We start from the raw sequence: 23,727 nt of genomic DNA on the forward strand, positions 1-23,727 counted from the left end.
CGCGCGGCGACCAGCGCCCGATGCATTAGCGCCGCGATGTAGGGTCGTGCACCGGCTTAGTCAATCAGTGGGGACAGGGGCAGCGGGGACAGGTGGCAGCCCATCCTGCGCCTGTTCGGCGCGGAGCCGGATGGATGCGCTCTCCGCCGCCTTCTGCACCAGTTGCGACTGGCCGCGTGGGACGATCACCACGTCATTGCCGGTGGCGACCACGATGATGTCGTCAAGGCCGACGATAGAAATGCGCGGACCATCGCTGCGCACGAGGCAGCCATGGGCGTCGATCAGCGTCGCGGAGCCATCGCTGACATTGCCCGCCGCGTCCTGATCCGCGATGCTGTGCAGCATGTCCCAGCCGCCGACATCGGACCAGCCCATGTCCACCGGCACGCAGGCGATGCGGTCAGCCTGCTCCATGACGGCATAGTCGATGGAGTTGGACGGGCTGGCCGCAAAGGCCGCCGCGTCGGGCGACAGCCAGCGACCGGTGCGTACCGCCCCGTCCGACGCCGCCCGGACCGCCGCCAGCATCTCCGGCTGGAAGCGGTCCAGCGCGGCGAGATAGGCATCGACCCGGAAGAGAAAGATTCCCGCGTTCCAGACATGGTTCCCGGCGGCCAGCAGCGCCTCCGCCTTTGCCCGGTCGGGCTTCTCCACGAACCGCTCGACCCGCTGGACACCCTCGCCCAGCGCATCGCCCAGCGCGATATAGCCATAGCCGGTCGCCGGGCCTTCGGGCGTGATGCCCATGGTGACGAGCCAGCCGTCCGCGACGAGGGGCAACGCCTTGCGGATCGCGTCATGAAAGCGAGATACGTCCGCGATGACATGATCGCTGGGCATGACCAGCAGCACGGTCGCCGGATCGTCCACCGCCAGCGCCGCCAGCCCGATCGCGGGCGCGGTGTTGCGCGGCAGGGGTTCGAGGATGACCAACTCTTCGCCGCCCGTCTGCGCCTCCACCAGCGCGGCATGCGCCTTGCTGGCGACGATGATCGGCGTGCTGTAATTCTCCTGCGTCGCGGTGCGCGCCAGCGTGAGTTGCAGCATCGTCTCCTCGGCCGTCAGGGCCAGAAACTGCTTGGGCCGTTCGGGGCGGGACAGCGGCCACAGGCGCGTCCCGGAACCGCCGGAGAGGATCACCGGCGTTACAGTCTGGACAGGGGCCGTCATGATCGGGTGCTCCATGCAGATCATAGTCTTGGGCGGGGCCTGCGACAGGGTCGCCGCCTTACCGTGAAAGCGGCCTCCCCTATGATCTTTTGGCGGAGCGGGCAAGCCACGCCGATGCCGCCCACGGATGCGCCCGACCGGTATGGGCGCCTATGCGGGCAGCTTTGCCGCCAGCACCGGCGCCTCCGCCAGCGAGCGGATCATGTCGTTGAGGTGCGTGCAGCCCGCCGTGCGCTTCAACCGGTCGAGCACCGTCGCGCGCAGATCCTCCATGGGCGTGCCGAGCACCACGGCCATGTTGACCATCGCCGCCGGACATTCCGCATGGGGCAAGGTGCCGGGCGTCGCGTCCAGCGTCAGCAACCGACCGGTCGCACCGTCCGCCGTGGCGCGAAGGCGATATTCGTGGATCGCCTCGCGCATCGCCGTGCCGGGCAGGCTGGACGTGTCCTGAAACAGCGCATCGACATGGATCAGCCCGTCTTCGCGCCATATGTCGATCAGGCGCGCACGGCGGAAATTGCCGAAATCGCCGTCCAGCGCGAACGCATGCCAGCCCGCCGGGTCCGCCGGGTTGGGCAGCGGCACGACCTGCGTGCTGTTGGGCGTGCCCTGCCCCGGCTTATGCAGCAGGGCGGACGAGCCGGGACGGAAGCCGATGCACACCCCCTCCATGCTGGCGACGGTGAAGCCCGCCCCGGCGGCCTGCTCCAGCACCGCCGCCTGCTCCTGCAAATAACCGGGGTGCCAGCGCGCCCAGCCCCACATGCACACCAGACTGGCCCCCGCCAGATCGTCGAGCAGCAGGTAGAGCGGTGCGCCCTCCTGCTTCTCCCGGTGCAGCACGCGGTCGATGGCGGTGCGCAGGTTGGACCCGGCCCGCTCCCCCGCCAGCGACGCCACGTCGGCGCGCGGCGGAATGGCCGCCACATCCGCGATGGTGCGGCGATCCGCGAAATGGCCCGTAATCGCATCCTGCGCGATCAGCACCGGGTCGTCGCCATCGACCGGGGTATAGATGTCGCGCGCGCGCCCCTGAAACCGGCCATGGACGGCGTCCTCCCCCGGCCAGTCCACCTCCACCGTCATGGTCCGGCGGATCGACCCCGGTCGGCGCAAGGGAGAGTGGCCGAGCGGATCGCTGGGCGCAGCGGCATAAAGGGGCAAGGGATTGCCGGACAGGTCCAGCCCCACCGCCGCCGGTTCGGGCGGCCTTGGCGGTTGTGCAACATCGGTCATCGCGGTCATCTCCCATCGGGTTACCGCATGGCGGCGGACCGGCGGGTTTCCATCATGAGGATGACAGTCGTTTGCGCGGTCCGAACCAAGGCTGCATGGCCCGTTCCCTCCGGGCTATCATGCCACGAAGGCCCGGACCAAGGCAAAAGCGTGCGAGACGCTAAATAAGGTCAGCAATGCCGCAGGGGCGATGGAGACGGATGCGGAGACGGCAGATGAGGCTGCACCGGGTCGCGGCGTCATGCGGCTGTACGGGATTTGTGCGGGGACGGACGCGAAGTCTTCCGTTTGCTCGTGTATCGTTCGGCAATGGAGGCATCGCGGGTGGATGGTCTGACCATCGAAAGCCGGGAAATTCCGGGGTTCAGATGGTGGGCGCGGCAGGGATTGAACCTGCGACCCCACCCGTGTGAAGGGTGTGCTCTACCACTGAGCTACGCGCCCGCTGGCCTTGTCAAAAGGCGTCCTTAGCGGAGAGGAGCGCCTTTGACGCCCCGGCGGCTCGCTGTCAAGCCGTGCCTTCGATGCGGCCTGCGGAAAATGCGGCCTGCGACTGGAAATGGCGATGGACGGGGCGCAGGCGCAGACCGTCGCAATCGGCCTCTCCGCACCCGCAAGCCTCCACAGCGTAGCGCGTGCTGCCGATCTGAAGCTGGCCGTCGGAAAAAATATAATTGTCCACGCCCGACTGCACCATGCGGTCCCGCACGATGTCGCGAATCGCCTGAACTTTGGAAGGACGAAGGCTCATGAGTCGAAAGTGTATTTGTGCAGCGCATCATTGCAAGGGCAAACACCCTGTCCTTCGACGGGACGTTGCATCAATGTGACACGCTGCAATGCACAATGACCCGTTCACCCGATCCGGGACGGTGGCAGCCGCGCGACCGTCGCGTCGGCCATCTTGCCAGCGCCCCGCCCCGCCACCATATGCGGCCCTATGTCAGCATCCAGCGATCGCTCCGCGCCCTCCTGGCACGGAACCACCATCCTGTCTGTCCGCCGCAATGGCCGCGTCGTCGTGATCGGCGACGGCCAGGTGTCCATGGGACAGACCGTCATGAAACCCAATGCGCGCAAGGTGCGCCAGCTCCATGACGGCAGCGTCATCGGCGGCTTTGCCGGCGCCACCGCCGACGCCTTCACCCTGTTCGAGCGGCTGGAGGCCAAGCTGGAGCGTCACAACGGCCAGTTGATGCGCGCGGCCGTCGAACTGGCCAAGGACTGGCGCACAGACAAATATCTGCGCAACCTGGAGGCGTTGATGATCGTCGCCGACAAGGATGTGACGCTGATCCTGACCGGCAATGGCGACGTGATGGAGCCGGTGGACGGCATCGCGGCCATCGGGTCGGGCGGCAATTTCGCCCTGTCCGCCGCGCGGGCCTTGACCGATTATGAGCAAGACGCTGAAAAGCTGGCGCGGCGCGCGATGCAGATCGCGGCGGAACTGTGCGTCTACACCAACGATCAGGTGACGATAGAGGCCCTCGCCTCCGCGACCTGATCGCGTTCGCCGCCAGATAGTTGGTTGGTCCTGAGCCTGTCCAAGGACTGCATTTTCCTCCCCCGAAGCATAGAACGCCCCTTCGACATTCAGGCGAGTCACGCGCCTCGCTTGACCTAGGGCAAACGGATCATGGGATTTTCGAATGAACTCTGACCTGACCCCCAAGACCATCGTCGCCGCGCTGGACGCGCATATCGTTGGGCAAAAGGACGCCAAGCGCGCCGTTGCCGTGGCGATGCGCAACCGCTGGCGCCGGCAACAGCTCTCCGGCGACCTCCGCGACGAGGTGACGCCCAAGAATATCCTGATGATCGGCCCCACCGGCTGCGGCAAGACGGAGATCAGCCGCCGCCTCGCCAAACTGGCCGATGCGCCCTTCATCAAGGTGGAGGCGACCAAGTTCACCGAGGTCGGCTATGTCGGCCGCGACGTGGAACAGATCGCGCGTGACCTGGTCGAGGAATCGGTGCGGCTGGAACGGGACCGCCGCCGCGAGACGGTGCGCGCCGCCGCTGCGGACGCCGCGATGGAGCGGCTGCTCGACGCGCTGACCGGCAAGGAAGCGAGCGAGGCGACCCGCCTCTCCTTCCGGGCGAAGATCGAGAATGACCAGATGAACGAGATCGAGATCGAGATTGAGGTGGCCGACGCGCCCGCCATGCCGATGGAACTGCCCGGCATGGGCGGCAACATCGGCATGATCAACCTGTCCGACTTGATGGGCAAGCTGGGCGGCCAGCAAAAAAAGCGCCGCAAGATGCGCGTCGCCGACGCGTGGGACAAGCTGGTCGAGGAGGAGCAGGACAAGCGGCTGGACCAGGATGATGTCGCGCGCGTCGCTCTGCGCGAGGCGGAGCAGAATGGCATCGTCTTCCTGGACGAGATCGACAAGATCGCGGTCAGCGACGTACGCGGCGGCTCCGTCAGCCGCGAAGGTGTGCAGCGCGACCTGCTGCCCCTGATCGAGGGGACCACGGTGGCGACCAAATATGGGCCGCTCAAGACCGACCATATATTGTTCATCGCGTCAGGCGCCTTCCATGTCGCCAAGCCCAGCGACCTGCTGCCCGAATTGCAGGGTCGCCTGCCGATCCGCGTGGAGTTGAAGGGCCTGACTGAGGCGGACTTCATCGCCATCCTGTCCGACACCAAGGCATCGCTGCCGGAGCAGTATAAGGCGCTGCTGGCGACGGAGGGCGTGACCATCGACCTGCGCGAGGACGGCATCGCCGCCATCGCCCGCATCGCGGCGGAAGTGAATGAGCGGGTCGAGAATATCGGCGCGCGCAGGCTCCAAACGGTGATGGAAAAGCTGCTGGAGGATGTGAGCTTCGACGCGGAAGACCGACAGGGCGAGACGGTGGTGATCGACGGCGCCTATGTCGACCGGCAATTGTCCAGCATCGCGCGGGACAATGACCTGAGCAAATATGTGCTGTGAGGGCAAGGGGCGCGTACCTGCGCCCTCACCTACATAATAATATCTGCCCGACCCTTCGCCCCTGCGGCCCTCGTTCCAACTGGACGATCAGGTCCAGGGAGCGACGGATATAGGTGGTGACGTCGTCCCATCGCATCTGCATCCCGGTCTGAAGGACCAGCAACGCCATCTGGTCGATCGCCCGCAAGGGGGAATCGGCGTGGATACTGGTCAGCGATCCCGGATGGCCCGTGTTCACCGCGCGGAGGAAGGTGACCGCCTCACTCCCGCGTATCTCTCCCAGGATGATCCGGTCCGGCCTCATCCGCAGTGACGCGATGAGCAGGTCTTCCGCCGTTACCGCCGCCTCCCCCAATGCGGAGCGCGGCGTGACAAGGCCCACGCAATTCTCCTGCACCACGGTCAGTTCGGGCGTATCCTCGATAAGGATCAGGCGCTCATCGACGGGAATTTCACGCAGCAGGGCGCTGAGAAAGGTGGTCTTACCGGACGAGGTGCCGCCGGACACCAAGATGTTCCGCCGCTCCCGTACAGCCTTGCGGAGTAGCTGCATCGGCTCGTGCACTTCGTCCGCGTCGGCCCAGGGTGATGATGCGTGATCGGCAGTGATGACCTGCACCTGACCGAAAGCACCGCTGTCCTGATAATCTTCCAGAGCCAGGCCCGCCACACAATGCTTTCGGATGGCTATCGCGACTTCCCCCCGCGTGGCGGGCGGGATGATGATCTGGACCCGTTCGCCGGTCGGCAGGGAGGCGGACAGGATCGGATGCTCGCGGTTGATCCCTTGCGCCGTGACGGCCGCGACCTGATGCGCAAGACGCATCAGGATCGACCGGGTCAGTTCGGGCGCTTCCAGCCGCTCCACCTTTCCGCCCAATATCTCACGCCATAGTTCGCCCGGGCGGTTCACATAGATATCGGTGACATCATCGCGTTCCAGATGCGGACGGAACGGCTCGAGGCAGCTTTCGAGATAGATGTTGGCCGGCCGCACATTCATGGGGATACGGCGGTAAAGTCGAGATCACGGGCCACGAAGACCGAGACGCTGGTGCCCTGCCGCACCTTGATCGTCGGCTGGACCTTTTCCGACGATATGACCGGAACCGACTGGGACGGCAACGGAATGGCGTAGATCACATTCCCGCTCGTCGCCTGATTGATGGCCACCTGCGACCCCACATTCACAGCCGATTGCAGGAGGGAGCCACCGAACCGCTGAAAGAAATGGGAGTTCACCTTACCCTCCACTCCAGCGCGACCCAGTGGATCGGCGGAGGGCGAATCAAGGTTAATCATGGCCCCATCCGGGCGCATGAGCCGCTGCCACTGGATCAGTGCGCGCTTCTGGCCTGGTTGCAGGTCCGCCTTATACTCGCCGATCAACCTGCTGCCCCGTGGCACCAGAACCTGCGTGCCGTCGAACCCGAAAATGTCGCGGGACACGATAGCGCGGGCGAGACCCGGACGGGTCGAATCCAGCGCGGTTTCGAGCACGGCCTGGATGACCGTTCCCTTGGGCACGGTCGTCGCAGGGTTCGCGAAGGGCGTGGCCTGCACCCTCTCCTCCTTGCGGCTACCGCCCCGTTCCCCCACACCGAAGGGATCTCCTGACGGTGCAGCCTCTCCCGGTGCCCGCGCAGGCGGCGACACGGCGTTCTGCCGCATCCGTTGGGCCGCAAGCATCTCCGGGTCCAGCACTGCCGGTGCGGGCCGCGGCCTTTCCGGCTGATAGAGCGAGAGAGGATAGGCAGGCTGTGGCGCACGAACCGGCACCGGGGCCGCCGGGTAGGGCGTCAAGCCCGGATCATAGGCCAGCCCTCCCTGATCCAGAGGAAGGGCAAGAGGCGGTGGCGACGCAATCTGACCATCCGAGGGGTTTTCCGCCTCGCCAAGGGCCGGGGTCGTGAGACTGGTCCTGCGGCTTTCCAGCGTAACGAACAAGAGCAGCGCCAACAGAACCATGACCGCCCCGAAAAACCATATGCCCCGATTGCTGGATGCCGAACCGACAAGCGGGCGGATGTCGTTTGCGCGGGGTGACGGCTTCTCTTCCGGCCCTGTCATTTTCCGCTCCTTTGCGGCAGCCTGCGCGCGGTCAGCTGAGCCTTGTCGATGCGGAACTTCAACCGGTCGTAGACGCGGTCGATCGTAAAGACATCACCGCGCATATAGCCGTTGACCATCTCTTCCCGTCCCAGCGCGTCGATCGAAAAAACCGCAGGCAGAGGCTGTTCCGGCGACCATTGCATATAGGTCTTGAAGCCGTCATCGCCGATCGCTGAAGGCATCAGTTCGCGGTTACCGGACAGCTTGTAACGGCCTTCCACAGCGGGAGCGATTCCGGCCTCTGGCAACGGCTGCGCCAATGCAGTCCCGGTCAGGAAAATCGGCACCATCAACCGGACGAGCCATCTCACAGCTCCTCTCCTGACGGAGGCGACACTGGCATGGGGTGCCGGGGCATCGGGACCGGGGGCGCCTGAACCGGAACAGGACCGCGTTGGACGGGCACGGTGGACTGCGGAGGGGATGCCTCGGCTCGAGGCGGAATCTCCGCATCACGCCGGTAACGGACGACCTGAAACCCCAGTGGATTGACCAGCCTATCGTCCGCGCTCATCCCGACGCCGGAAAAGCGATAGGTTATGACCGCCTGCCACGGCCTGCTGTCCTGACGGCGACCACCCGGATCGGTACGGGTCGTGACGAAACGGATGAGGGAGGTTTGCGGACCCAACGAGGATATGCCCCGAACTTCCACCTCCACGACCGCCCGGCGCGGAAGGATCGCCAGTGGACTGGAGGGGTTGGACGACTGCATGCCCGCAATATAGCGATCCCGTGCCCCCCCTGAGGACCACAATGCGACCTTGCGATAGTCCTCCTTGAGGCTGTCGATATCGAACCCCTCCCGCGCGATCACATATTGCGCCAGAAAGGATCGGGTCAGGGCGCGGTCGGGTGCGACCATTTCCTGTTCCAGAGGCTTGAGAGCCTGCACATAGCCGGTCTGGCGATCCACCAGCAGCGTATAGGGCACGACGGTCTTGAGCGGGGTCAGGGCAACGATGGCGACCGCTTCGGCAACGGCCACCACCGTCGCGACACCCGCGATGATCCACGCGATCCGCAAAGCGGAGCGATGACCAGCCTCCCGGTCACTAGCCCAGCTTTCCGCCGCACGCAGATAGGCCGGAAGATCCTGTTCGGGTTGTTCGCTCATTCCTTCCGATCTCTCCGTTCCCCGGTCGCCGATATGCGTTTCCCGGTCCGCCGGAAACTGCTCCCCAAAATAGTATCGGATTGCGGCCCCGTCCCGTTCGGGCTTTGCGTCGTCGTTACCGGACCCCGATCCATTTGTATCGCTCGCGTGGGAGCTTGCGAATATGCACCCGAATCCTCCCGGCGGACCGTGGCAGCCATGGCTTCCCCGATGACATAGGCGCGGGACGGGGGAGGCATGGCCGCGTCACGAACGACATCGCCCCTGAACGATGGCGCCCTGTCCTGTCGTACGGCGCCGACCGCACGTGGTGCAAACGGCCTCAAGAACAAATGTGGATGGAAAGCAATCCGCGCCACGAGGAATAATATTCCAATCACCAGAACGCCAAAGGCAAGCGCCAGCACGATCAATTCGGTTGGCGCGGACGGCGTCGACACGCCCGCGTCACGCTGCGCCACCACATCGCGAATCCAGGGTGTAAAGATCGCCAGTTCGACGCTCTCGACGAGAAACAACGCCAGTGCGCCGAGCGCGCAAAAGGCCAGCCCCCGCGCCCAGCCGATAAAGACCCCCACCGTGCCGCCAAGGAGGAGAAGCCCGGCCATCAGCGGCGCCAGCGCCAACAGCACCCCAGCCCCCAGACTGACAATCGCATAAGGCCCGATGACGCCCGCCAGAAAAAGGACACGGCCCCATCCAAAGCCGCTATCGTCCGACAGGGCAATGCCACGAAAGGCCTGGCCAGGGTCGATCATGCCAGCGACAGGCTCCGTCATCCGGCCCGTTCCCCAGACCGTCATGGCGACGACACCGTCATCCACATATTGAAGGCGCGAACGCAGGCTGTCATCATCATTGGCGGACCCGGGATTGGCCAATCCAGCGGAACTGCCGATGGCGCGCGCGATCTCGGCTGGCGCCTCCAGCACCATGTCATGGCCGATCACCCGCCACGCCGGCCAACTGGTTGCTAGTGTCAGGACGATACCGACCCTGATCGCACCGCCCACAATATCCTGTCCTTCGGGGGCATGGCCCAGCATCATACGCAGTCCGAGCAGCGCGACGAAGAGCGTAAGGATACCGGTCAATGCCATGGACACCGCAGAGGCAGGATCGGACAGCGCCCCATATCCGTAACTGCCGATGGCCTGCGCCTGGCAATCAATATGGTCGAGCGTGCTCCACAGGAAATGGGTGCCGGTCAATATGGCGGTGCATGCCATGATCAGACCCGCTCCAACAGGGCATCCATCCAGCGACCGGCCTCGCCCTCCGCGACCAGTTCGTCGAACAACCTGACCGTTTCCTCGCGGCCCGACAGGATGGTCAGCAGTTGCTTTTCATTGGTGAGGTTCAGGCGCGCCACGACACTGTCATTGCCATGCTTGATGAGGAAGCAATGGGCATTGTCCGGCAATGTCCTGACCAGATCATATTCATGCTGGGTAAGGCCGAAACCGTCCATATAATCCTCAGCCCGCGCTTTGGGATTGATCATGAATATCTGCGTCGCCGCCTGTTCGATGATGGCGCTGGCGATCTGGCTCTCCAGCGCATCCTGCGCGCTCTGCGTCGCGAAACCGACGATGCCGTTGCGCTTGCGGATTGTCTTTTCCCAATCCTTGATGCGGCGCACGAATATCTCATCGTCCAGCGCCTTCCAGCCCTCATCCACCACGATGATCGCAGGCGTGCCGTCCAGACGCTGTTCGACCCGATGGAAGAAATACAGCAGCGCAGGCGTGCGGGCCGCAGGATCGTCCAGGATCGCGGTCATGTCGAAGCCCACCGTTGCGGCCGACAGGTCCGTCAGATCCTGCTCATTATCGAAAAGCCATGCGCGCTCGCCCTCCCCCCACCAGGGGCGCATGCGCGAGTAAAGGTCGGCAGCATGGGGCCGGGCATGGCCGCGGAACAATTCGACCAGATAGCACAGCCGCCGCCGTGCGAGAGGCTGCGCGAAATTGGCGTCGACGGCGTCCTTGATCGCCTCCGTTTCCGCGACGTCCACGCCGCCCGCCAACAGGCCCAGCCATTCGATCAGGAAATGCCGGTTGGCCGCAGTATCCTCGATCTGGAGCGGGTTGAGGCCCGATGCAGCACCGGGTCGCAGCCGATCATATTGCCCGCCGATGGCACGGACGAACAATTCCGCCCCGCGATCCTTGTCGAAGAGAACGATACGCGGCGAAAACCGGCGCGCCTGGGCGAGCAGGAAGTTGAGAACGACGGTCTTTCCCGACCCCGATGGCCCGATGATCGTGAAATTGCCGAGGTCATTCTGGTGAAAGCTGAAGAAATAGGGACCGGCCGCAGTCGTCTCGAACAGGGTCACGGCATCGCCCCAATGATTGCCATGCGGCCGTCCGACAGGGAAGTTATGAAGGCTGGCCAGACCCGCGAAATTGGCGGTCGAAACCAACCCCTTGCGCGCGATATATTTGAAATTCGCGGGGAATTGCGCCCAGAATGCGGGTTCGAGAGCAATCTCCTCCCGAACTGCCACGATGCCAAGGTCAGCCAGTGCGGCGGTTACCTCCGCCACCGCGCCATCGACATCCTCCAGCCCATCCCCCCAGACCGTGATCGTCGTATGATGTTCCCCAAAGTTCGCGCGCCCCGCCGCGACCCTGTCCTTTGCAGACGACAGCTCCTCACGCAGGGAAACCGCCTCGTCCTCCGCCGAGCGCATGCGCCGCAACGTCAGGTTCATCCGGTTGATCGCAGCCACCTGTTCCACGAAAGCAAAGGAATGGCTGACGGTCATTTCAAGTGGCATGCGATATAGTTCGTCGAACATACCCGGCAGCGTCTGTGACGGATAATCCTTGATGGAGATGATCGCGCCATATTTGCGACCATGACCGCCCGCCGGTCCCAGTTCGAAAGCATCCTGCCCGAAACTGACCCGGCGGAAGGGGATATGATGGCCAAGGTCAGCATGGGGCAGGACCATGGGCCGCATCTCCGCATTGAAGAGGCAGGACAGAAATTCCAGCGGCTCCGATCGCAGGCCCTTGTCGGTCGAATGGATGGATAGCAGCCGGGGCCGATAGGCGCCCAGGGTAGCGATGATTGCCTGCGTCGCACCGTCCAGTGCGCGCCTGTCCGCTGCCAGGGCAGCACTACGCTCCGTCGTGCCGCCACCCATCATCCCGCGCAACCTGTCCAGCAGGCCGGCACCGCCGCGCGCCGGCCTGCGGATGATCGTCAGAAACAGGTCGTTCACATACATCTGGCGCGCGGCCAGGCGCTGTCGCCAGCGTTCGTCGAGATGGCGGGAAAAATCGTCAGGAAACGCCCCATCCAGCGTCACATCCGCCCGGCGCCGGACAACATGATGGTAAAGTGCAAAACGGGAAGAGCCGACGGCTTGCAGCATCGCGTCGCGCAAATGCGCACGATAATTCAGCTCGTCAGTATCCGTGGTCTCGAAATGCAGGCCCTCGACACGAATCGTCTGCATCAACATGCCGTCGCGCGTTTCCAGCGTCGTGGCGTCGATATGCCGTGCATAGGGCAGATGCGTGCCCGCGGGTTTTTCGCGCCGGATAACGCGGGGATCGTCCGTCACGGGCGGTAGGAGTTGCATCCCCACACCGCATGATTGGCGACCCGCGGGCAGCGGCCGACACGAGCAATCCACAGGTCGAAAAAGCGCGGCTCACGCAGGCATAGCACCATGCCTGCGCCATGCAACGCCAACGCCCCGCCAATGGCCCAGAAGGATTTGAAGATGAGGAACAATTCCACCGCGACGATGCAATTGGCGATGAAAAAACTATAGGTCACGCCCGCGAACATCTGGGGCCGGGTCAGCGCAACGAAAACCGTCTGGCGCTCCAGGACTGCCGTCATCGCCCCGCCCTCACCCGCCGACCGCGGCGGAGCGAATACCCGCGACGATAGTGCCTGCGCCGAACAGGATGAAGCAGCCGAGAATTACGACAGCGCCATGACGCCAGTTGACCCGACCTGTCAGCATGAGAAAGCCAACAGAGGCAACAGCAATGACAGCCACCACGGTCGCCACCGTGCCGAGCAACGTCCCCTGGAGCCAATTCACGGCGTTGACGAGAACCGACGATCCAGCCGGATCGGCCAGAATCTGGGCATGGGCTGGCGTTGCCGTCGTCAGGATGGAAGCAAAGATTGCGCCGATCTTGTCCATTATACGACGGGGCACAAATTTCTCCATATTTGCCGCGATTGTCATGACTGGCACAGGCCAAGCGGCAACGCCAGCCCCTTCACCCTACTTCCTGACGAAACAGAGATCCGAAGCCTTTACTGTCGAAGCGCGATGCCTTGAGGAACTAGCGTCCGGCAATCTGCACCGATTCGTTTGAACACTCGATACGGACGCAACTGGCCCCTGAACTATAATAGGACAATATTTCCGGTATATTATCTCGGATTAATACTGCTTATCTTGTCCCCTCACCTACTCCGTGGCAATATCCGCCAGCGCCGTAAAAGACGAGGCATGGGAGAAAGCATATGAAGGCACTTTACCGGCTCGGATTTGCGAGCACCGCAATATTGGGTGGACTTTGGCTCGCGACCCCAGCCTCCGCCCAGGCCACGCGGACATGGATTTCCGGTGTCGGTGACGACGCCAATCCGTGCAGTCGGACCGCACCCTGCAAGACATTCGCAGGCGCCATCTCGAAAACAGCTGCGGGAGGTGAAATAGATTGCCTTGATCCGGGCGGTTTCGGAACCGTCACGATTGTCAAGGCCATCACTCTCAACTGTCTTGGCCCCAGCAACGGCGGCATATTGAGTTCCTCCACCAATGGCATAGTCGTCAATGCCGGAGCCGATGACGACATCTATCTCATCGGCATCGACATCCATGGTGGTTCCACAGGCCTCAATGGCATCCGCTTCCTCGCCGGTGGATCGCTGACTCTCAAACATGTTGCCATCAAGGGCACCCGATACAACGGGATTGAGTTCGCTCCGACGGGCACGTCCACATTGATCGTGGAGGACACCCTGATCGCCAACACCGGACAGGACGGCGCAACCTATGCCGGCATTCAGCTTCGTCCGACCGGAGCCGGCGTTGCAAAGCTGTTGGTAGAGCGCAGCCAGATCCTGACCGGCAGATATGGCATTATCGCCGATGGCACAGGCACCACCGGCAAGATCAACGGCGTCGTCAATGACAGCAGCATCAGCGGCAACGTCCAGAATGGCATCACGACCAGCATCGGCACCGCGAGCAACGCCACCCTCACCGTGAACAACGCCATCATTGCCGGCAACGGCAACAATGGGCTTGCCGCGTCCGGCATAAACGCCGGGCTGCTGGTCGGCAACACCAGTGTCTATGGCAATGGCGGCGGAATATTTGCCACCGCCGGCTCGGCCATCGTTTCCTATGGCACCAACAGGGTAAACGGCAACAACGGCAACGACGGTGCTTTCACAACGACAATCCCACAGAAATGATATGAGGCCTGTCGCCTTGCCGGTGGCATATTCACTCCACCGGCAAGGCGATGTGATATTGAAGGGTCTACAGACACGGGCCTAAAGACGCCGCAACCATCCATTCGGATTATAGGTCGCGTTGCGACCGTAGAAATCGCTCAGCCGCGTATCGAGTTGATAGCTATTGGTTTCCCGCACGAGAAAGTCTGAAACGGCCCGGTTGGGGCCATTCTCATACTGGCGATAATGATCGCCACCCATATGATTAACCACCCCGTCCTCGACAACGATATAGTCACCCGGCTCCAATTTCGGGTGAAAGAATTCGAGAACAGCCAGGGCGTGGTGATAATGGTGGCTGCTGTCTTCCACGACCAGCCAGGGCCGCGGGCAAGAGGCCAACAGCACATCGGTAAGGCAGCCACCAAGTTCCGCAGCATCGCCCGTCAATATAGAAATACGCGGATCGCTAAACCCGACCTGCGGATCGATATCCACTGAAATCACGCGCGGAGCCTCCGTCCCGTGCGCCGACATCATATCCGCAAACCAGAGTGCCGACCCTCCAAATCGACAACCAATCTCTATCACCGTCCGGGGACGTAATTGCGAGAGAAGTTGAAGATACAGGCCGATGTCGAGGGGACTTTTCAAAAAGCGGACGTCACGATACACGGTTTGCATAACGCCATCCTGCATCCGATCCAGAACCGCACCCGGTATGGCCGTCTCGAACGTGCGAGGTCCGTCCGGACCATATACGGGCAATGCCACTGGGTCCAATGAAGGACCGGACGCTTCCCCCATCAATTTTGCGAAAGACTCCCTGATCGAGGGACGAGCCGCCGGATGAAGCCTGCCAATCACCAGCGGCTCGACCTGCGGCGCCTCGTAATTCTTACCGCGAATGGCGACATATTCCGTATGGAACATATCCCAGGGCGATTCCCTGCTGTTGGTGGCCACGCCGCCATGCACCTGATGGAAGGTCGCTTCGCCCATCAACAGGACCAACCTGCCCTCCGGGTCTGCGCATAATCTTTCCCAAATATCGAGATTAGCCAATCCGCCACCCGGCGCTACGAACCGAGGGTCATAGCCGCCCAACTCGCTCCAGTGCGACCGTGACAGGAACAGCGCATTGGTTTCGGCGGGCGTGGTGAACCAGCCCTGCGACGAGGAACCGGCAAAAACGGAAATATCGTAGAGACGATAGGGATCCTCTTCCCAATTGATCGCCTCCAGCAACCGGTCCTCCACCTGCTGGTCATAGCCCGCCTGTACGCTGCGCATCTGGACGTCCGGGCCAAGGTGAAAGGCGAGAGACCCCACGATGGCGCGAGGGTGAATGCGCGACGCTTCGAGAGCAGCCGCCAGCAATCCCGGCGATGCCATGCGGGCGCCGTCGATCAACACACCGACGACCTCCCCCCGCGCTTCGTCCAAGGCGAGATTGATGGCGGGCACCGGCGACACCGTTGGATCTGGCACCACGATCAGCCGGGCATTTGGCGACCATTGCCGGACGTCTTCAGCCGAAGGCGGCCGTGACGAGCCATTGTCCACCACCAAAATCTCGTAGTCCGCTTCTGATATGCCGCGCTGGAGAGCCGGTGATAGACTGCGGATCGTGCGCGGCAGTTCCCGGCTCATATTATACCCGACAACCACCACGGAAAGTTTCAACGGCCCAGTCATTCGGACGACCCCGGCCGTCCGGCGACAGACAAGTCACGCAAAGCTCCGGGCCGGTCCTGCCCCGCAACCAAAGCCTCGATGAAATGCACATAGGGCGAACCGATGGGAGAGGTCGTTTCCTGCCGACTCAGTATTTCATCTGGCGGACCGCCCCATGACAAAGCTTCGCGGACGATCGGATTATAGAAATCCCATAGCACACGGTTGGCGGGGTCTAGCCCGCCGATCAGGAGACACCCCGACGGTGTTGTGTCTAGCGTAACCAGAGTAAGATCGGGCCGATATTTCCGCAATACCGGCACAAGCTTCCACACGTCCCCTGTCCACACCCGGCTTTCCCGGTCGCGTTTGGCCTGGATCGGATGATTGGGCAGTATATCGTCAACCGCCACGAGCACGCCCGGTGCCGCGTACTGCTCGACATGCATGAAGTCACGCAGCGCAGCCTCGAACAGATGCAGACCGTCGATGAAGGCGAAGTCGATTGGCGCCTGAATGGCAGTCGTGGCAGCCTCGTCAAAAAATGCGTCGCTAGTCTGTGCGAAGATACGGGTCGTCTCCGGCAGTTCAACGGTCAGGGCAGGCTGCGGATCGACACCGACGGCAGGCCCGGTGGCAAGCGCCAGGCTGCGGCCATGCCGTATTCCGATTTCGAGATAGGATTGCGGACGCAGCGCCTCCTGCAAATCCCGCAACACGCACAGATAATCCAGTTGCCCCTGCACCTTCTCCTCTCCCTCGGTTCCGGGCAGGATATCCTCCGGCGCCGTTACGATTTTTTCAGGCAATGGCTCGGCAAACGGCGGTGCGCCATGTCGCTGGAACACGCCAACCAGATCTTTCCACGGCCCGCGCGGATCCTGCCAAAGGTCGATCAGGGCGCAGTTGGCATAGCGCGCCAGAGCACGATAGGCATCCGGGTAGAAGCGATAACAATCGACCGGGTAGCGATGTTCTGGTCCGCTGGAAGGCGCGATGAGGAAGACATAGCCGCCTGGCCGGACCACCCGCATCATCTCCGCGAAGGTGAGCCAGAAAAACTCGCAATGTTCGAGCATCTGACCGGAGATCACAATGTCCATGGACTGGTCGTCGAGCGGGAAACGATAGGAATCCTGAAAGACCAGTTGGGCATTTGATGTCGCATCGATGTCCGATGCCGTATATTTGAACCGCGGGTGGCAGAAAATATCACGATAGCTGCCATTCACGTCGGAGCCACCCACATCGAGCAAGCGGACCACGTCCTGCTGCTCAATGGCGCTACCCTCGATATAGCGAGCGTAGCATTTTTGCATATTTTCATAAGACGATGCGTGCATGGCCTGAATTTCAGCTCCCGTGAAAGAGCTGTGATAGAATCTTTCCGTTACAAGACAACCGCCGATTTCGCTGAGTCCTTGAGCAGCTGGCAACTGCCAGCGTCATTCGCGGGTCGAGACATTTCACCATGGCAGGCATCACATGAAAAGACCGCTTGGCATGGCAAATGCACCTTGCAATTAATGACTGATTGTTTAGCGCTATGCCCCCAAATACAGCGGCTCCAAAGGCGGATTGACGTGTCTAACCCAGTAAAACTCATACAGCCGCGCCGCTTCGCGGACTCGCGCGGCTGGTTCTCGGAAACCTATGTGGACACGCGCTGGGCCGGGTTCGGCGTCGATGTGCCCTTCGTTCAGGACAACCACAGCTTTTCCGCACCCACAGGTACGATCCGGGGCATCCATTTCCAGTCCCCGCCCCATGCACAGGCCAAGCTGGTCCGCTGCGTGCGCGGCAGCATCGTCGACTATGCGGTCGACCTGCGGAAGGGATCGCCGACCTATGGCCAGCATGTGTCTGCCGAACTGAGCGCCGAGAATGGCAGCCAGTTGTTCGTCCCCGTCGGCTTTGGTCATGCCTTTGTCACGCTGGAGCCGGATACGGAGGTCGTGTACAAGGTGTCGGACTATTATGCGCCCGATTGCGACGGCGGCATACGGTGGAACTGCCCCGACGTGGGCATCGACTGGCCCCTGCCCAGCACTGGCCCGGTCCTGTCGCCCAAGGACGATGAACTGCCCGTCCTCGCCGATTTCGATAGCCCTTTTACATATGATGGTAATCCTCTCGGCCCCATTACGGCCTGATCGACGCAGACCTCAAAGAGAACAGGAAGAATAGCATGCGGATATTGGTCACTGGTGGCGCTGGCTTCATCGGTTCCGCACTGGTTCGCCACCTGATCGGCGACAGTGAGCATGAGGTCTTGAACCTCGACAAGCTGACCTATGCGGGTGTGCTGTCGTCCCTCGCCCCCATCGACCAGGATCCTCGCTATCGCTTCGTGCAGGGCGATATTTGCGACGCCGAGCTGGTCGCCAAGCTGCTGGCGGAGTTCAGGCCGCAGGTGATCGCGCATCTCGCCGCGGAAAGCCATGTCGACCGTTCCATCGACGGGCCGGGCGAGTTCATCCAGACCAATGTCGTCGGCACCTTCACCCTGCTGCAACAGGCGCTGGGCTATTGGCAGACGCTGGAGGGCGAGGCGAAGGCCAGCTTCCGCTTCCACCATATCTCCACCGACGAGGTGTTCGGGTCGCTGGGCGAAACCGGCTATTTCACCGAGACGACCGCCTATGACCCGCGCTCGCCCTATAGCTCGTCCAAGGCGGCGTCGGACCATCTCGTGCGCGCCTGGCACCATACCTATGGCCTGCCGGTGCTCGTCACCAACTGCTCCAACAATTATGGCCCCTATCATTTCCCGGAAAAGCTGATCCCGCTCATCATCATCCGCGCGCTCGCGGGGGAACCGCTGCCCGTCTATGGCGACGGCAGCAATGTGCGCGACTGGCTGTTCGTGGAGGATCATGCCCGCGCGCTGCGCACCGTGTTCGAGACAGGCGCACCCGGCGAAACCTATAATGTCGGCGGCAATTCGGAGCGCAAGAACATCGACGTCGTCAACCGCATCTGCGAGACACTGGACAGCCTGCGCCCGCGCGCCGACGGCAAGGGCTATGCCAGCCAGATCAGCTATGTGACCGATCGCCCCGGCCATGACCAACGCTACGCCATCGACGCGAGCAAGATCAGGACCGACCTCGGCTGGGAACCGCAGGTCACGTTCGAGGAAGGCATCGCCCGCACGGTCCGCTGGTATCTGGACAATGAAAGCTGGTGGCAGACCATCCTCGACAATAAATATGACACCAACCGGCTGGGCCTGAAGACACCCGCATGACGCGCCATATCCTGATAACCGGCGGCGCCGGGCAGGTGGGGCTGGAGCTTGCCCGGCTGAACTGGCCGGAGGGCGTCGAGCCGCATTTCCCGGACCGCACCGAACTGGACCTCGCCAGCAAGGACAGCATCACCGCCTTTTTCGCCACGCGCGAATGGTCCGCCGTCATCAACTGCGCGGCCTATACGGCGGTGGACAAGGCGGAGAGCGAGGTGGGTGTGGCCTTCCTCGCCAATGCGCAGGGTCCGGCGTGGCTGGCCGAGGCAAGCCGGAACGCGGGCATACCCATCCTGCACGTATCCACAGACTATGTGTTCGACGGCCTGGGCGAAGGCGATTATCCCGAAGACGCCCCGGTCGCCCCGACCAGCGTCTATGGCGCGAGCAAGCTGGCGGGCGAGATCGCGGTGCGCGCGGCCAATCCCCGGTCGGCCATCGTCCGCACCGCCTGGGTGCTGAGCGCCCATCGCGGCAATTTCCTCAAGACCATGCTGCGCGTCGGCGCGACCAACCCGGAAATGCGGGTGGTCGACGACCAGCAGGGTTGCCCGACCGCCGCCGCCGACCTGGCCGCCGCGTTGCAGGTCATGGTGCTGCGGCACCTGGACGACGCCGATGCGCCGGTGGGCACCTATCATTTCGTGAATGGGGGCAAGACGACATGGTGCGGCCTGGCGCGCACCATCTTCGACCTGTCCGGCGCGGCGGGCGGCCCGTCCGCCAACGTCACCGGCATCACCACCGCCGACTATCCCACCCCTGCCCGCCGCCCCGCCAATTCGGCGCTGGCGACCGGCGGACTGACCCGCGACTATGGCATCACGCCGCGTCCATGGCAGGAGGCCGTCCGCGACATCGTCGCCGAACTCGTCGGCCCCGCCCCCAAGGAGTAAGCATCATGAAGGGCATTATTCTGGCGGGCGGCTCCGGCACACGCCTGCATCCCATGACTCTGGTCACGTCCAAGCAGCTCATGCCGATCTATGACAAGCCGATGATATATTATCCGCTGTCGACGCTGATGCTGGCCGGCATCCGGGAGGTGCTCATCATCTCCACCCCGCGCGACATTCCGTCGTTCGAGGCGCTGCTGGGCGATGGCTCGCAATGGGGGATGGAAATCCAATATGCGGTGCAGCCAAGCCCGGACGGGCTGGCGCAGGCCTATATCATCGGCGCCGATTTCGTGAAGGGCGGCCCGTCGGCGCTGATCCTGGGCGACAATATCTTCTATGGCCATGGCATCAGCGACCTGTTCAGCAGCGCCATCTCCCGCCCGTCCGGGGCCAGCGTGTTCGCCTATCATGTGACCGACCCGGAACGCTATGGCGTGGTCGAGTTCGATGCCGGGATGCGCGCCATCTCCATCGAGGAAAAGCCGGCCCAGCCCCGTTCCAACTGGGCGGTCACGGGCTTGTATTTCTATGACGAGCAGGTGGTGGAGATCGCCGCCTCGCTGAAGCCCTCGGCGCGCGGCGAGCTGGAAATCACCGACGTCAACCGCATCTATCTCGAACGCGGGCAATTGTCGGTGGAGATGATGGGACGCGGCTATGCCTGGCTGGACACGGGCACGCCCGACAGCCTGATCGAGGCCGCCGAGTTCGTCCGCACGCTGGAGAAGCGACAGGGTTTCAAGATCGCCAGCCCGGAGGAAGCCGCGTTCCGGCAGGGCTTCATCGATGCGGCGCAACTGGAGGCGCTGGCGACGAAACTGGGCAAGTCGACCTATGGCGGTTATTTGCGGCAACTTCTTTCCTGATCTGAATTGGGAAGGCTGGGAACAGCCCCTGTGCGATAACCCACGGCAGCGGGGCACCCCACATCAACCAAGGCCTCATGCGCTTGAGATGGCTCTAGATTGCGGTATAGGTCGACACCTGTGAAGCCGTCCACGCCAACCAAAAGTCGAAAAATGTAGGAAGACCGGTGCAGCGCCTGCGGCCATTAAGAGATCCGGAAAGATGGTCGAGCAAGCAGAAGGTCGTAAATTTGCAAAAGTCGATGATGTTTTACTGAGGACCGATATTTTGGTAGCCGAGGCGTTGAAAGACCAAACCTCTATGAACTGGGCGACATTGAACCGAGGTCGCGAAGTAATCCAGGCGGAAGCGGACGCACTGAAACTGGCAGCAAATGCACTGGATGGCAGGTTCGTTGCTGCATGTGACATGATCCTGCACACCAAGAACCGGGTGGTCGTGACTGGCATGGGCAAATCGGGCCATATCGCCCGCAAGATCAGTGCGACGCTTGCCGCGACAGGTACCCCGTCCCTGTACCTGCATCCCGCCGAAGCCTCTCACGGCGACCTTGGCATGATGATTCAAGGCGACACGTTGATCGTTATCTCAAATAGCGGGAACACCGCAGAACTTCGACCCGTCCTCCATTACGCACGAGCTCTGTCTATTCCGATTATCGGTATAGCATCGCAAGCGTCCTCGATAGTGATGGATTATTCCGATATCGGCTTGATCCTTCCCTCCACGCCGGAAGCATGCGCCGCCAACATCGCCCCGACCACGTCAACAACGATGCAACTTGCCGTTGGCGATGCGCTGGCGCTTGCCGTCATGGACATGCGCGGAGTAACAAGCGACAGCTTGCGCTCCCTGCACCCAGGAGGGACGATTGGACTGCGACTGACGTCATTGCGCGATGTTATGCATGGTCGCGACCGCATGCCGATGGTCGGTGCCAACGCAAGCATGACAGACGCCATATTGGTCATAACATCGGGTAGTTTCGGTATCGCAGGCGTTACAGATGACGAAGGACGACTGATCGGCGTCATTACGGATGGTGATTTGCGGCGCCATTTCAGCCATCTGAACAGTGCCCGCGCTGCCGATATCATGACTAGCAATCCCAAAACATTGGGCGCCGATCTTTTGGCGCAGGATGCCCTCCTCTATCTCAACGCCAACAAGATCTCGGCTGCGTTTGTCCTCGACATAGAGGGTGGAAATTTCGAAAAGCCGATCGGCATCGTACACCTGCATGACTTTCTCCGTTTCGGGCTCGAATGAACAACATGTACTCCCAATGACAGATAAGTCGTTTGCTATCATCATTCCGGCACGATTTGCATCGACACGCCATCCCGGAAAACCGCTCGCTCTACTCCAGGGCGCCAGCGGTGAACGTAAAACATTGATTCGCCGGACATGGGAATGCGCATCGTCGATCAAGGGCCATAGCGGTATCTGGATCGCCACAGACGACGAGCGCATTGCGACAGAGGTTCGCAGTTTCGGAGGCCAAGTGGTCATAACCTCGGCACACTGCCGCAATGGCACCGAGCGTTGTGCGGAAGCAGTAGCCAAGCTGGGCGATGTGGCAGATATCGTCGTCAATCTTCAGGGTGATGCTCCGCTCACCCCGACCTTCGTCGTCCGCAAACTGGTGGATGAACTGGCACAATCACCCGGCGCGATCATGACAACGCCTGCGGTCCGCTGCTCTCCTGCCCTGTATGACCATCTGATTTCCGATCAGGCTCATCACCGGGTGGGCGGCACAACAGTCGTATTTGATAATGATCGTAATGCGCTTTATTTCTCGAAGCGAGTCATCCCCCACCGCCCCCCTGGAGACCCTGAAGCCTATCTTTCCACCCATCTCCACCTTGGTGTCTATGCCTACACGCTGCCAGCACTGGCAGCCTATGCGGAGGGATCTCCCACCACTTTGGAGAATCTCGAAGGCTTAGAGCAACTCCGCTTCCTCGAAGGCGGCCTTTCCATCCGGATGGTGCCATTCGACCCTATCGCATGGGATTGCATAGAATTGAACAATCCTGAGGACGCGCCTGCCATTGAAGCCGTCTTCCGTATCCGAGGCATTGCATGAGACTGCGCGCGTGACCGACCATCAAATCAGGCTCAATGGCGGCATCCGCTTCGCAAATGACCACCCATTTGTGCTTATTGGCGGCGTGAACGTTCTGGAAAGCCGCGACATGGCGCTAGAGGCGGCAAACCACTTCGTCGAGGTGACACAATCGCTCGGCATTCCTTATGTTTTTAAGGCCAGTTTCGACAAAGCCAATCGTTCGTCGATCCACAGCTTTCGTGGTCCTGGCCTAGAACAGGGACTCGCCCTGCTTGCCGAGATCAAGTCGCGTTTCTCCGTGCCTATTCTGACTGACATCCATGAAACAGCACAGGCCCTGCCTGCTGCCGAAGTAGCAGACATCATCCAATTACCTGCCTTTCTGGCACGACAGACAGACTTGGTGGAAGCCATGGCCAAGACCGGAGCCATTATCAACGTCAAGAAACCCCAGTTTCTCGCTCCAGAGGAAATGCGTCATATTCTGCAGAAATTTGCAGAATGTGGAAATGAGCGCGTCCTGCTCTGCGAACGCGGTACGAGCTTTGGCTATAATAACCTGGTCGTCGACATGCTCGGCATGGATGTGATGAAAGCGATGGCACCGGTAATCTTCGACGTGACCCACGCTCTACAACGACCAGGCGGCCGTTCAGACAGTGCAGATGGACGGGGAGCCCAGGCTACCGCTCTTGCCCGCTGTGGCATTGCACTGGGCATTGCTGGCCTTTTCGTAGAGGCACATCAAGACCCGGCCCAAGCCCTTTGCGATGGGCCTAGCGCATTGCGGCTCGACAAACTGGCCGACTTCCTGAAACAGGTCAAAGCAATCGACGACATAGTCAAAGCCTAAGCTACACCGACATTCCGGTGCTCCAGAAATGCAGCACTGCGAGTTGTAGAGTCTCAAGGCAGCTCTGAAG

Annotated in this window: 23 protein-coding genes and 1 tRNA gene; 10 read left to right on the top strand and 14 right to left on the bottom strand. The window is 62.0% G+C overall.

Annotation, left to right across the window (positions count from 1 at the left end; all coding sequences use genetic code 11):
* Positions 1-60: 60 nt before the first annotated feature.
* The 4 genes from LWE61_RS17660 to LWE61_RS17675 form a co-directional block, all read right to left on the bottom strand.
* On the bottom strand, positions 61-1,173 hold the full coding sequence (locus LWE61_RS17660; RefSeq protein WP_234151972.1) for a mannose-1-phosphate guanylyltransferase: 1,113 nt from the start codon (positions 1,171-1,173) through the stop codon (positions 61-63).
* A gap of 150 nt (positions 1,174-1,323) precedes the next feature.
* Positions 1,324-2,412 carry a DUF2889 domain-containing protein gene (locus LWE61_RS17665; protein WP_234151973.1) on the bottom strand — a complete coding sequence of 363 codons (1,089 nt, stop codon included), beginning with the start codon at positions 2,410-2,412 and terminating at the stop codon, positions 1,324-1,326.
* A 369-nt stretch (positions 2,413-2,781) separates the two neighbouring features.
* A tRNA-Val gene (locus tag LWE61_RS17670) sits at positions 2,782-2,856 on the bottom strand.
* 64 nt (positions 2,857-2,920) lie between these two features.
* A complete protein-coding gene (locus tag LWE61_RS17675) occupies positions 2,921-3,163 on the bottom strand; it encodes a hypothetical protein (protein WP_234151974.1) in 243 nt (80 codons plus the stop codon).
* Positions 3,164-3,352: 189 nt separating this feature from the next.
* On the opposite strand from LWE61_RS17675, the gene hslV reads away from it, so the two are divergent.
* Together hslV and hslU are read left to right on the top strand one after the other, a co-directional pair.
* Positions 3,353-3,919 (top strand): ATP-dependent protease subunit HslV, encoded by a 567-nt coding sequence (gene hslV, locus LWE61_RS17680; RefSeq protein ID WP_234151975.1) that lies wholly within the window; start codon positions 3,353-3,355, stop codon positions 3,917-3,919.
* A 145-nt stretch (positions 3,920-4,064) separates the two neighbouring features.
* A complete protein-coding gene (gene hslU / locus LWE61_RS17685; protein WP_234151976.1) occupies positions 4,065-5,363 on the top strand; it encodes an ATP-dependent protease ATPase subunit HslU in 1,299 nt (432 codons plus the stop codon).
* Positions 5,364-5,388: 25 nt separating this feature from the next.
* On the opposite strand, the gene virB11 is transcribed toward hslU, so the two are convergent.
* Genes virB11 through LWE61_RS17725 form a run of 8 tightly spaced genes read right to left on the bottom strand, consistent with a single transcriptional unit; the run spans position 5,389 to position 12,769 of the window.
* Positions 5,389-6,366, bottom strand: a complete 978-nt coding sequence (virB11, locus tag LWE61_RS17690; RefSeq protein ID WP_234151977.1) for a P-type DNA transfer ATPase VirB11 — start codon at positions 6,364-6,366, stop codon at positions 5,389-5,391.
* Positions 6,363-7,433, bottom strand: coding sequence for a TrbI/VirB10 family protein (locus LWE61_RS17695; RefSeq protein WP_234151978.1), 1,071 nt, complete (start codon positions 7,431-7,433; stop codon positions 6,363-6,365). The genes virB11 and LWE61_RS17695 overlap by 4 nt, the downstream gene beginning before the upstream one ends.
* A complete protein-coding gene (locus tag LWE61_RS17700) occupies positions 7,430-7,765 on the bottom strand; it encodes a TrbG/VirB9 family P-type conjugative transfer protein (protein ID WP_234151979.1) in 336 nt (111 codons plus the stop codon). The genes LWE61_RS17695 and LWE61_RS17700 overlap by 4 nt, the downstream gene beginning before the upstream one ends.
* 17 nt (positions 7,766-7,782) lie before the next feature.
* Positions 7,783-8,592: a virB8 family protein gene (locus LWE61_RS17705; protein WP_234151980.1), complete on the bottom strand. Its 810-nt coding sequence runs from the start codon at positions 8,590-8,592 to the stop codon at positions 7,783-7,785.
* Positions 8,589-9,821: a type IV secretion system protein gene (locus LWE61_RS17710; protein WP_234151981.1), complete on the bottom strand. Its 1,233-nt coding sequence runs from the start codon at positions 9,819-9,821 to the stop codon at positions 8,589-8,591. The genes LWE61_RS17705 and LWE61_RS17710 overlap by 4 nt, the downstream gene beginning before the upstream one ends.
* Positions 9,822-9,823: 2 nt before the next feature.
* Positions 9,824-12,190, bottom strand: a complete 2,367-nt coding sequence (locus LWE61_RS17715) for a VirB4 family type IV secretion/conjugal transfer ATPase (protein ID WP_234151982.1) — start codon at positions 12,188-12,190, stop codon at positions 9,824-9,826.
* Entirely contained in the window at positions 12,169-12,456 is a 288-nt protein-coding gene (locus LWE61_RS17720; protein WP_234151983.1) for a type IV secretion system protein VirB3, read from the bottom strand. The genes LWE61_RS17715 and LWE61_RS17720 overlap by 22 nt, the downstream gene beginning before the upstream one ends.
* Before the next feature lie 10 nt (positions 12,457-12,466).
* Complete coding sequence (locus tag LWE61_RS17725; RefSeq protein WP_234152005.1) at positions 12,467-12,769, bottom strand: TrbC/VirB2 family protein; 303 nt, start codon at positions 12,767-12,769, stop codon at positions 12,467-12,469.
* Positions 12,770-13,098: 329 nt separating this feature from the next.
* Between LWE61_RS17725 and LWE61_RS17730 the strand changes: the two genes are divergently transcribed.
* Positions 13,099-14,058 (top strand): right-handed parallel beta-helix repeat-containing protein, encoded by a 960-nt coding sequence (locus LWE61_RS17730; protein ID WP_234151984.1) that lies wholly within the window; start codon positions 13,099-13,101, stop codon positions 14,056-14,058.
* A gap of 81 nt (positions 14,059-14,139) precedes the next feature.
* Here the strand turns inward: LWE61_RS17730 and LWE61_RS17735 are convergent, their stop codons facing one another.
* Both LWE61_RS17735 and LWE61_RS17740 read right to left on the bottom strand, forming a co-directional pair.
* Positions 14,140-15,738 carry a CmcI family methyltransferase gene (locus LWE61_RS17735; protein ID WP_267961883.1) on the bottom strand — a complete coding sequence of 533 codons (1,599 nt, stop codon included), beginning with the start codon at positions 15,736-15,738 and terminating at the stop codon, positions 14,140-14,142.
* Complete coding sequence (locus tag LWE61_RS17740) at positions 15,735-17,060, bottom strand: class I SAM-dependent methyltransferase (RefSeq protein WP_234151986.1); 1,326 nt, start codon at positions 17,058-17,060, stop codon at positions 15,735-15,737. The genes LWE61_RS17735 and LWE61_RS17740 overlap by 4 nt, the downstream gene beginning before the upstream one ends.
* A 240-nt stretch (positions 17,061-17,300) precedes the next feature.
* Here LWE61_RS17740 and rfbC point away from each other — a divergent pair, with 240 nt between their 5' ends.
* The 7 genes from rfbC to kdsA all read left to right on the top strand — a co-directional run bounded on the left by rfbC (position 17,301) and on the right by kdsA (position 23,657).
* A complete protein-coding gene (gene rfbC / locus LWE61_RS17745) occupies positions 17,301-17,870 on the top strand; it encodes a dTDP-4-dehydrorhamnose 3,5-epimerase (RefSeq protein WP_234151987.1) in 570 nt (189 codons plus the stop codon).
* Between the two features lie 35 nt (positions 17,871-17,905).
* The gene (gene rfbB, locus LWE61_RS17750) at positions 17,906-18,967 is read left to right on the top strand and encodes a dTDP-glucose 4,6-dehydratase (protein ID WP_234151988.1); all 1,062 of its coding nucleotides are present in this window, start codon (positions 17,906-17,908) and stop codon (positions 18,965-18,967) included.
* Positions 18,964-19,860: a dTDP-4-dehydrorhamnose reductase gene (gene rfbD, locus LWE61_RS17755; protein WP_234151989.1), complete on the top strand. Its 897-nt coding sequence runs from the start codon at positions 18,964-18,966 to the stop codon at positions 19,858-19,860. The genes rfbB and rfbD overlap by 4 nt, the downstream gene beginning before the upstream one ends.
* A 5-nt stretch (positions 19,861-19,865) precedes the next feature.
* The gene (gene rfbA / locus LWE61_RS17760; protein ID WP_234151990.1) at positions 19,866-20,729 is read left to right on the top strand and encodes a glucose-1-phosphate thymidylyltransferase RfbA; all 864 of its coding nucleotides are present in this window, start codon (positions 19,866-19,868) and stop codon (positions 20,727-20,729) included.
* Between the two features lie 202 nt (positions 20,730-20,931).
* Positions 20,932-21,999, top strand: a complete 1,068-nt coding sequence (locus tag LWE61_RS17765) for a KpsF/GutQ family sugar-phosphate isomerase (RefSeq protein WP_234151991.1) — start codon at positions 20,932-20,934, stop codon at positions 21,997-21,999.
* Positions 22,000-22,015: 16 nt separating this feature from the next.
* The gene (locus LWE61_RS17770) at positions 22,016-22,822 is read left to right on the top strand and encodes a 3-deoxy-manno-octulosonate cytidylyltransferase (protein WP_234151992.1); all 807 of its coding nucleotides are present in this window, start codon (positions 22,016-22,018) and stop codon (positions 22,820-22,822) included.
* A gap of 10 nt (positions 22,823-22,832) precedes the next feature.
* Complete coding sequence (kdsA, locus tag LWE61_RS17775; protein ID WP_234151993.1) at positions 22,833-23,657, top strand: 3-deoxy-8-phosphooctulonate synthase; 825 nt, start codon at positions 22,833-22,835, stop codon at positions 23,655-23,657.
* Positions 23,658-23,727: the final 70 nt, after the last annotated feature.

It is taken from the genome of Sphingobium sufflavum (assembly GCF_021403115.1).
GTDB lineage: Bacteria > Pseudomonadota > Alphaproteobacteria > Sphingomonadales > Sphingomonadaceae > Sphingobium > Sphingobium sufflavum.

Excerpts from the sequence above, each read along its gene's own strand:
- LWE61_RS17735 (WP_267961883.1), bottom strand. The coding sequence starts at position 15,738 with ATGACTGGGCCGTTGAAACTTTCCGTGGTGGTTGTCGGGTATAATATG.
- LWE61_RS17725 (WP_234152005.1), bottom strand. The coding sequence starts at position 12,769 with ATGGACAAGATCGGCGCAATCTTTGCTTCCATCCTGACGACGGCAACG.
- LWE61_RS17675 (WP_234151974.1), bottom strand. The coding sequence starts at position 3,163 with ATGAGCCTTCGTCCTTCCAAAGTTCAGGCGATTCGCGACATCGTGCGG.
- LWE61_RS17715 (WP_234151982.1), bottom strand. The coding sequence starts at position 12,190 with ATGCAACTCCTACCGCCCGTGACGGACGATCCCCGCGTTATCCGGCGC.
- LWE61_RS17700 (WP_234151979.1), bottom strand. The coding sequence starts at position 7,765 with ATGGTGCCGATTTTCCTGACCGGGACTGCATTGGCGCAGCCGTTGCCA.
- LWE61_RS17770 (WP_234151992.1), top strand. The coding sequence starts at position 22,016 with ATGACAGATAAGTCGTTTGCTATCATCATTCCGGCACGATTTGCATCG.
- LWE61_RS17705 (WP_234151980.1), bottom strand. The coding sequence starts at position 8,592 with ATGAGCGAACAACCCGAACAGGATCTTCCGGCCTATCTGCGTGCGGCG.
- rfbD (WP_234151989.1), top strand. The coding sequence starts at position 18,964 with ATGACGCGCCATATCCTGATAACCGGCGGCGCCGGGCAGGTGGGGCTG.
- LWE61_RS17660 (WP_234151972.1), bottom strand. The coding sequence starts at position 1,173 with ATGACGGCCCCTGTCCAGACTGTAACGCCGGTGATCCTCTCCGGCGGT.
- LWE61_RS17720 (WP_234151983.1), bottom strand. The coding sequence starts at position 12,456 with ATGACGGCAGTCCTGGAGCGCCAGACGGTTTTCGTTGCGCTGACCCGG.
- LWE61_RS17730 (WP_234151984.1), top strand. The coding sequence starts at position 13,099 with ATGAAGGCACTTTACCGGCTCGGATTTGCGAGCACCGCAATATTGGGT.
- LWE61_RS17765 (WP_234151991.1), top strand. The coding sequence starts at position 20,932 with ATGGTCGAGCAAGCAGAAGGTCGTAAATTTGCAAAAGTCGATGATGTT.
- hslV (WP_234151975.1), top strand. The coding sequence starts at position 3,353 with ATGTCAGCATCCAGCGATCGCTCCGCGCCCTCCTGGCACGGAACCACC.
- virB11 (WP_234151977.1), bottom strand. The coding sequence starts at position 6,366 with ATGAATGTGCGGCCGGCCAACATCTATCTCGAAAGCTGCCTCGAGCCG.
- LWE61_RS17695 (WP_234151978.1), bottom strand. The coding sequence starts at position 7,433 with ATGACAGGGCCGGAAGAGAAGCCGTCACCCCGCGCAAACGACATCCGC.
- LWE61_RS17665 (WP_234151973.1), bottom strand. The coding sequence starts at position 2,412 with ATGACCGATGTTGCACAACCGCCAAGGCCGCCCGAACCGGCGGCGGTG.
- rfbA (WP_234151990.1), top strand. The coding sequence starts at position 19,866 with ATGAAGGGCATTATTCTGGCGGGCGGCTCCGGCACACGCCTGCATCCC.
- LWE61_RS17710 (WP_234151981.1), bottom strand. The coding sequence starts at position 9,821 with ATGGCATGCACCGCCATATTGACCGGCACCCATTTCCTGTGGAGCACG.
- LWE61_RS17740 (WP_234151986.1), bottom strand. The coding sequence starts at position 17,060 with ATGCACGCATCGTCTTATGAAAATATGCAAAAATGCTACGCTCGCTAT.
- rfbB (WP_234151988.1), top strand. The coding sequence starts at position 17,906 with ATGCGGATATTGGTCACTGGTGGCGCTGGCTTCATCGGTTCCGCACTG.
- hslU (WP_234151976.1), top strand. The coding sequence starts at position 4,065 with ATGAACTCTGACCTGACCCCCAAGACCATCGTCGCCGCGCTGGACGCG.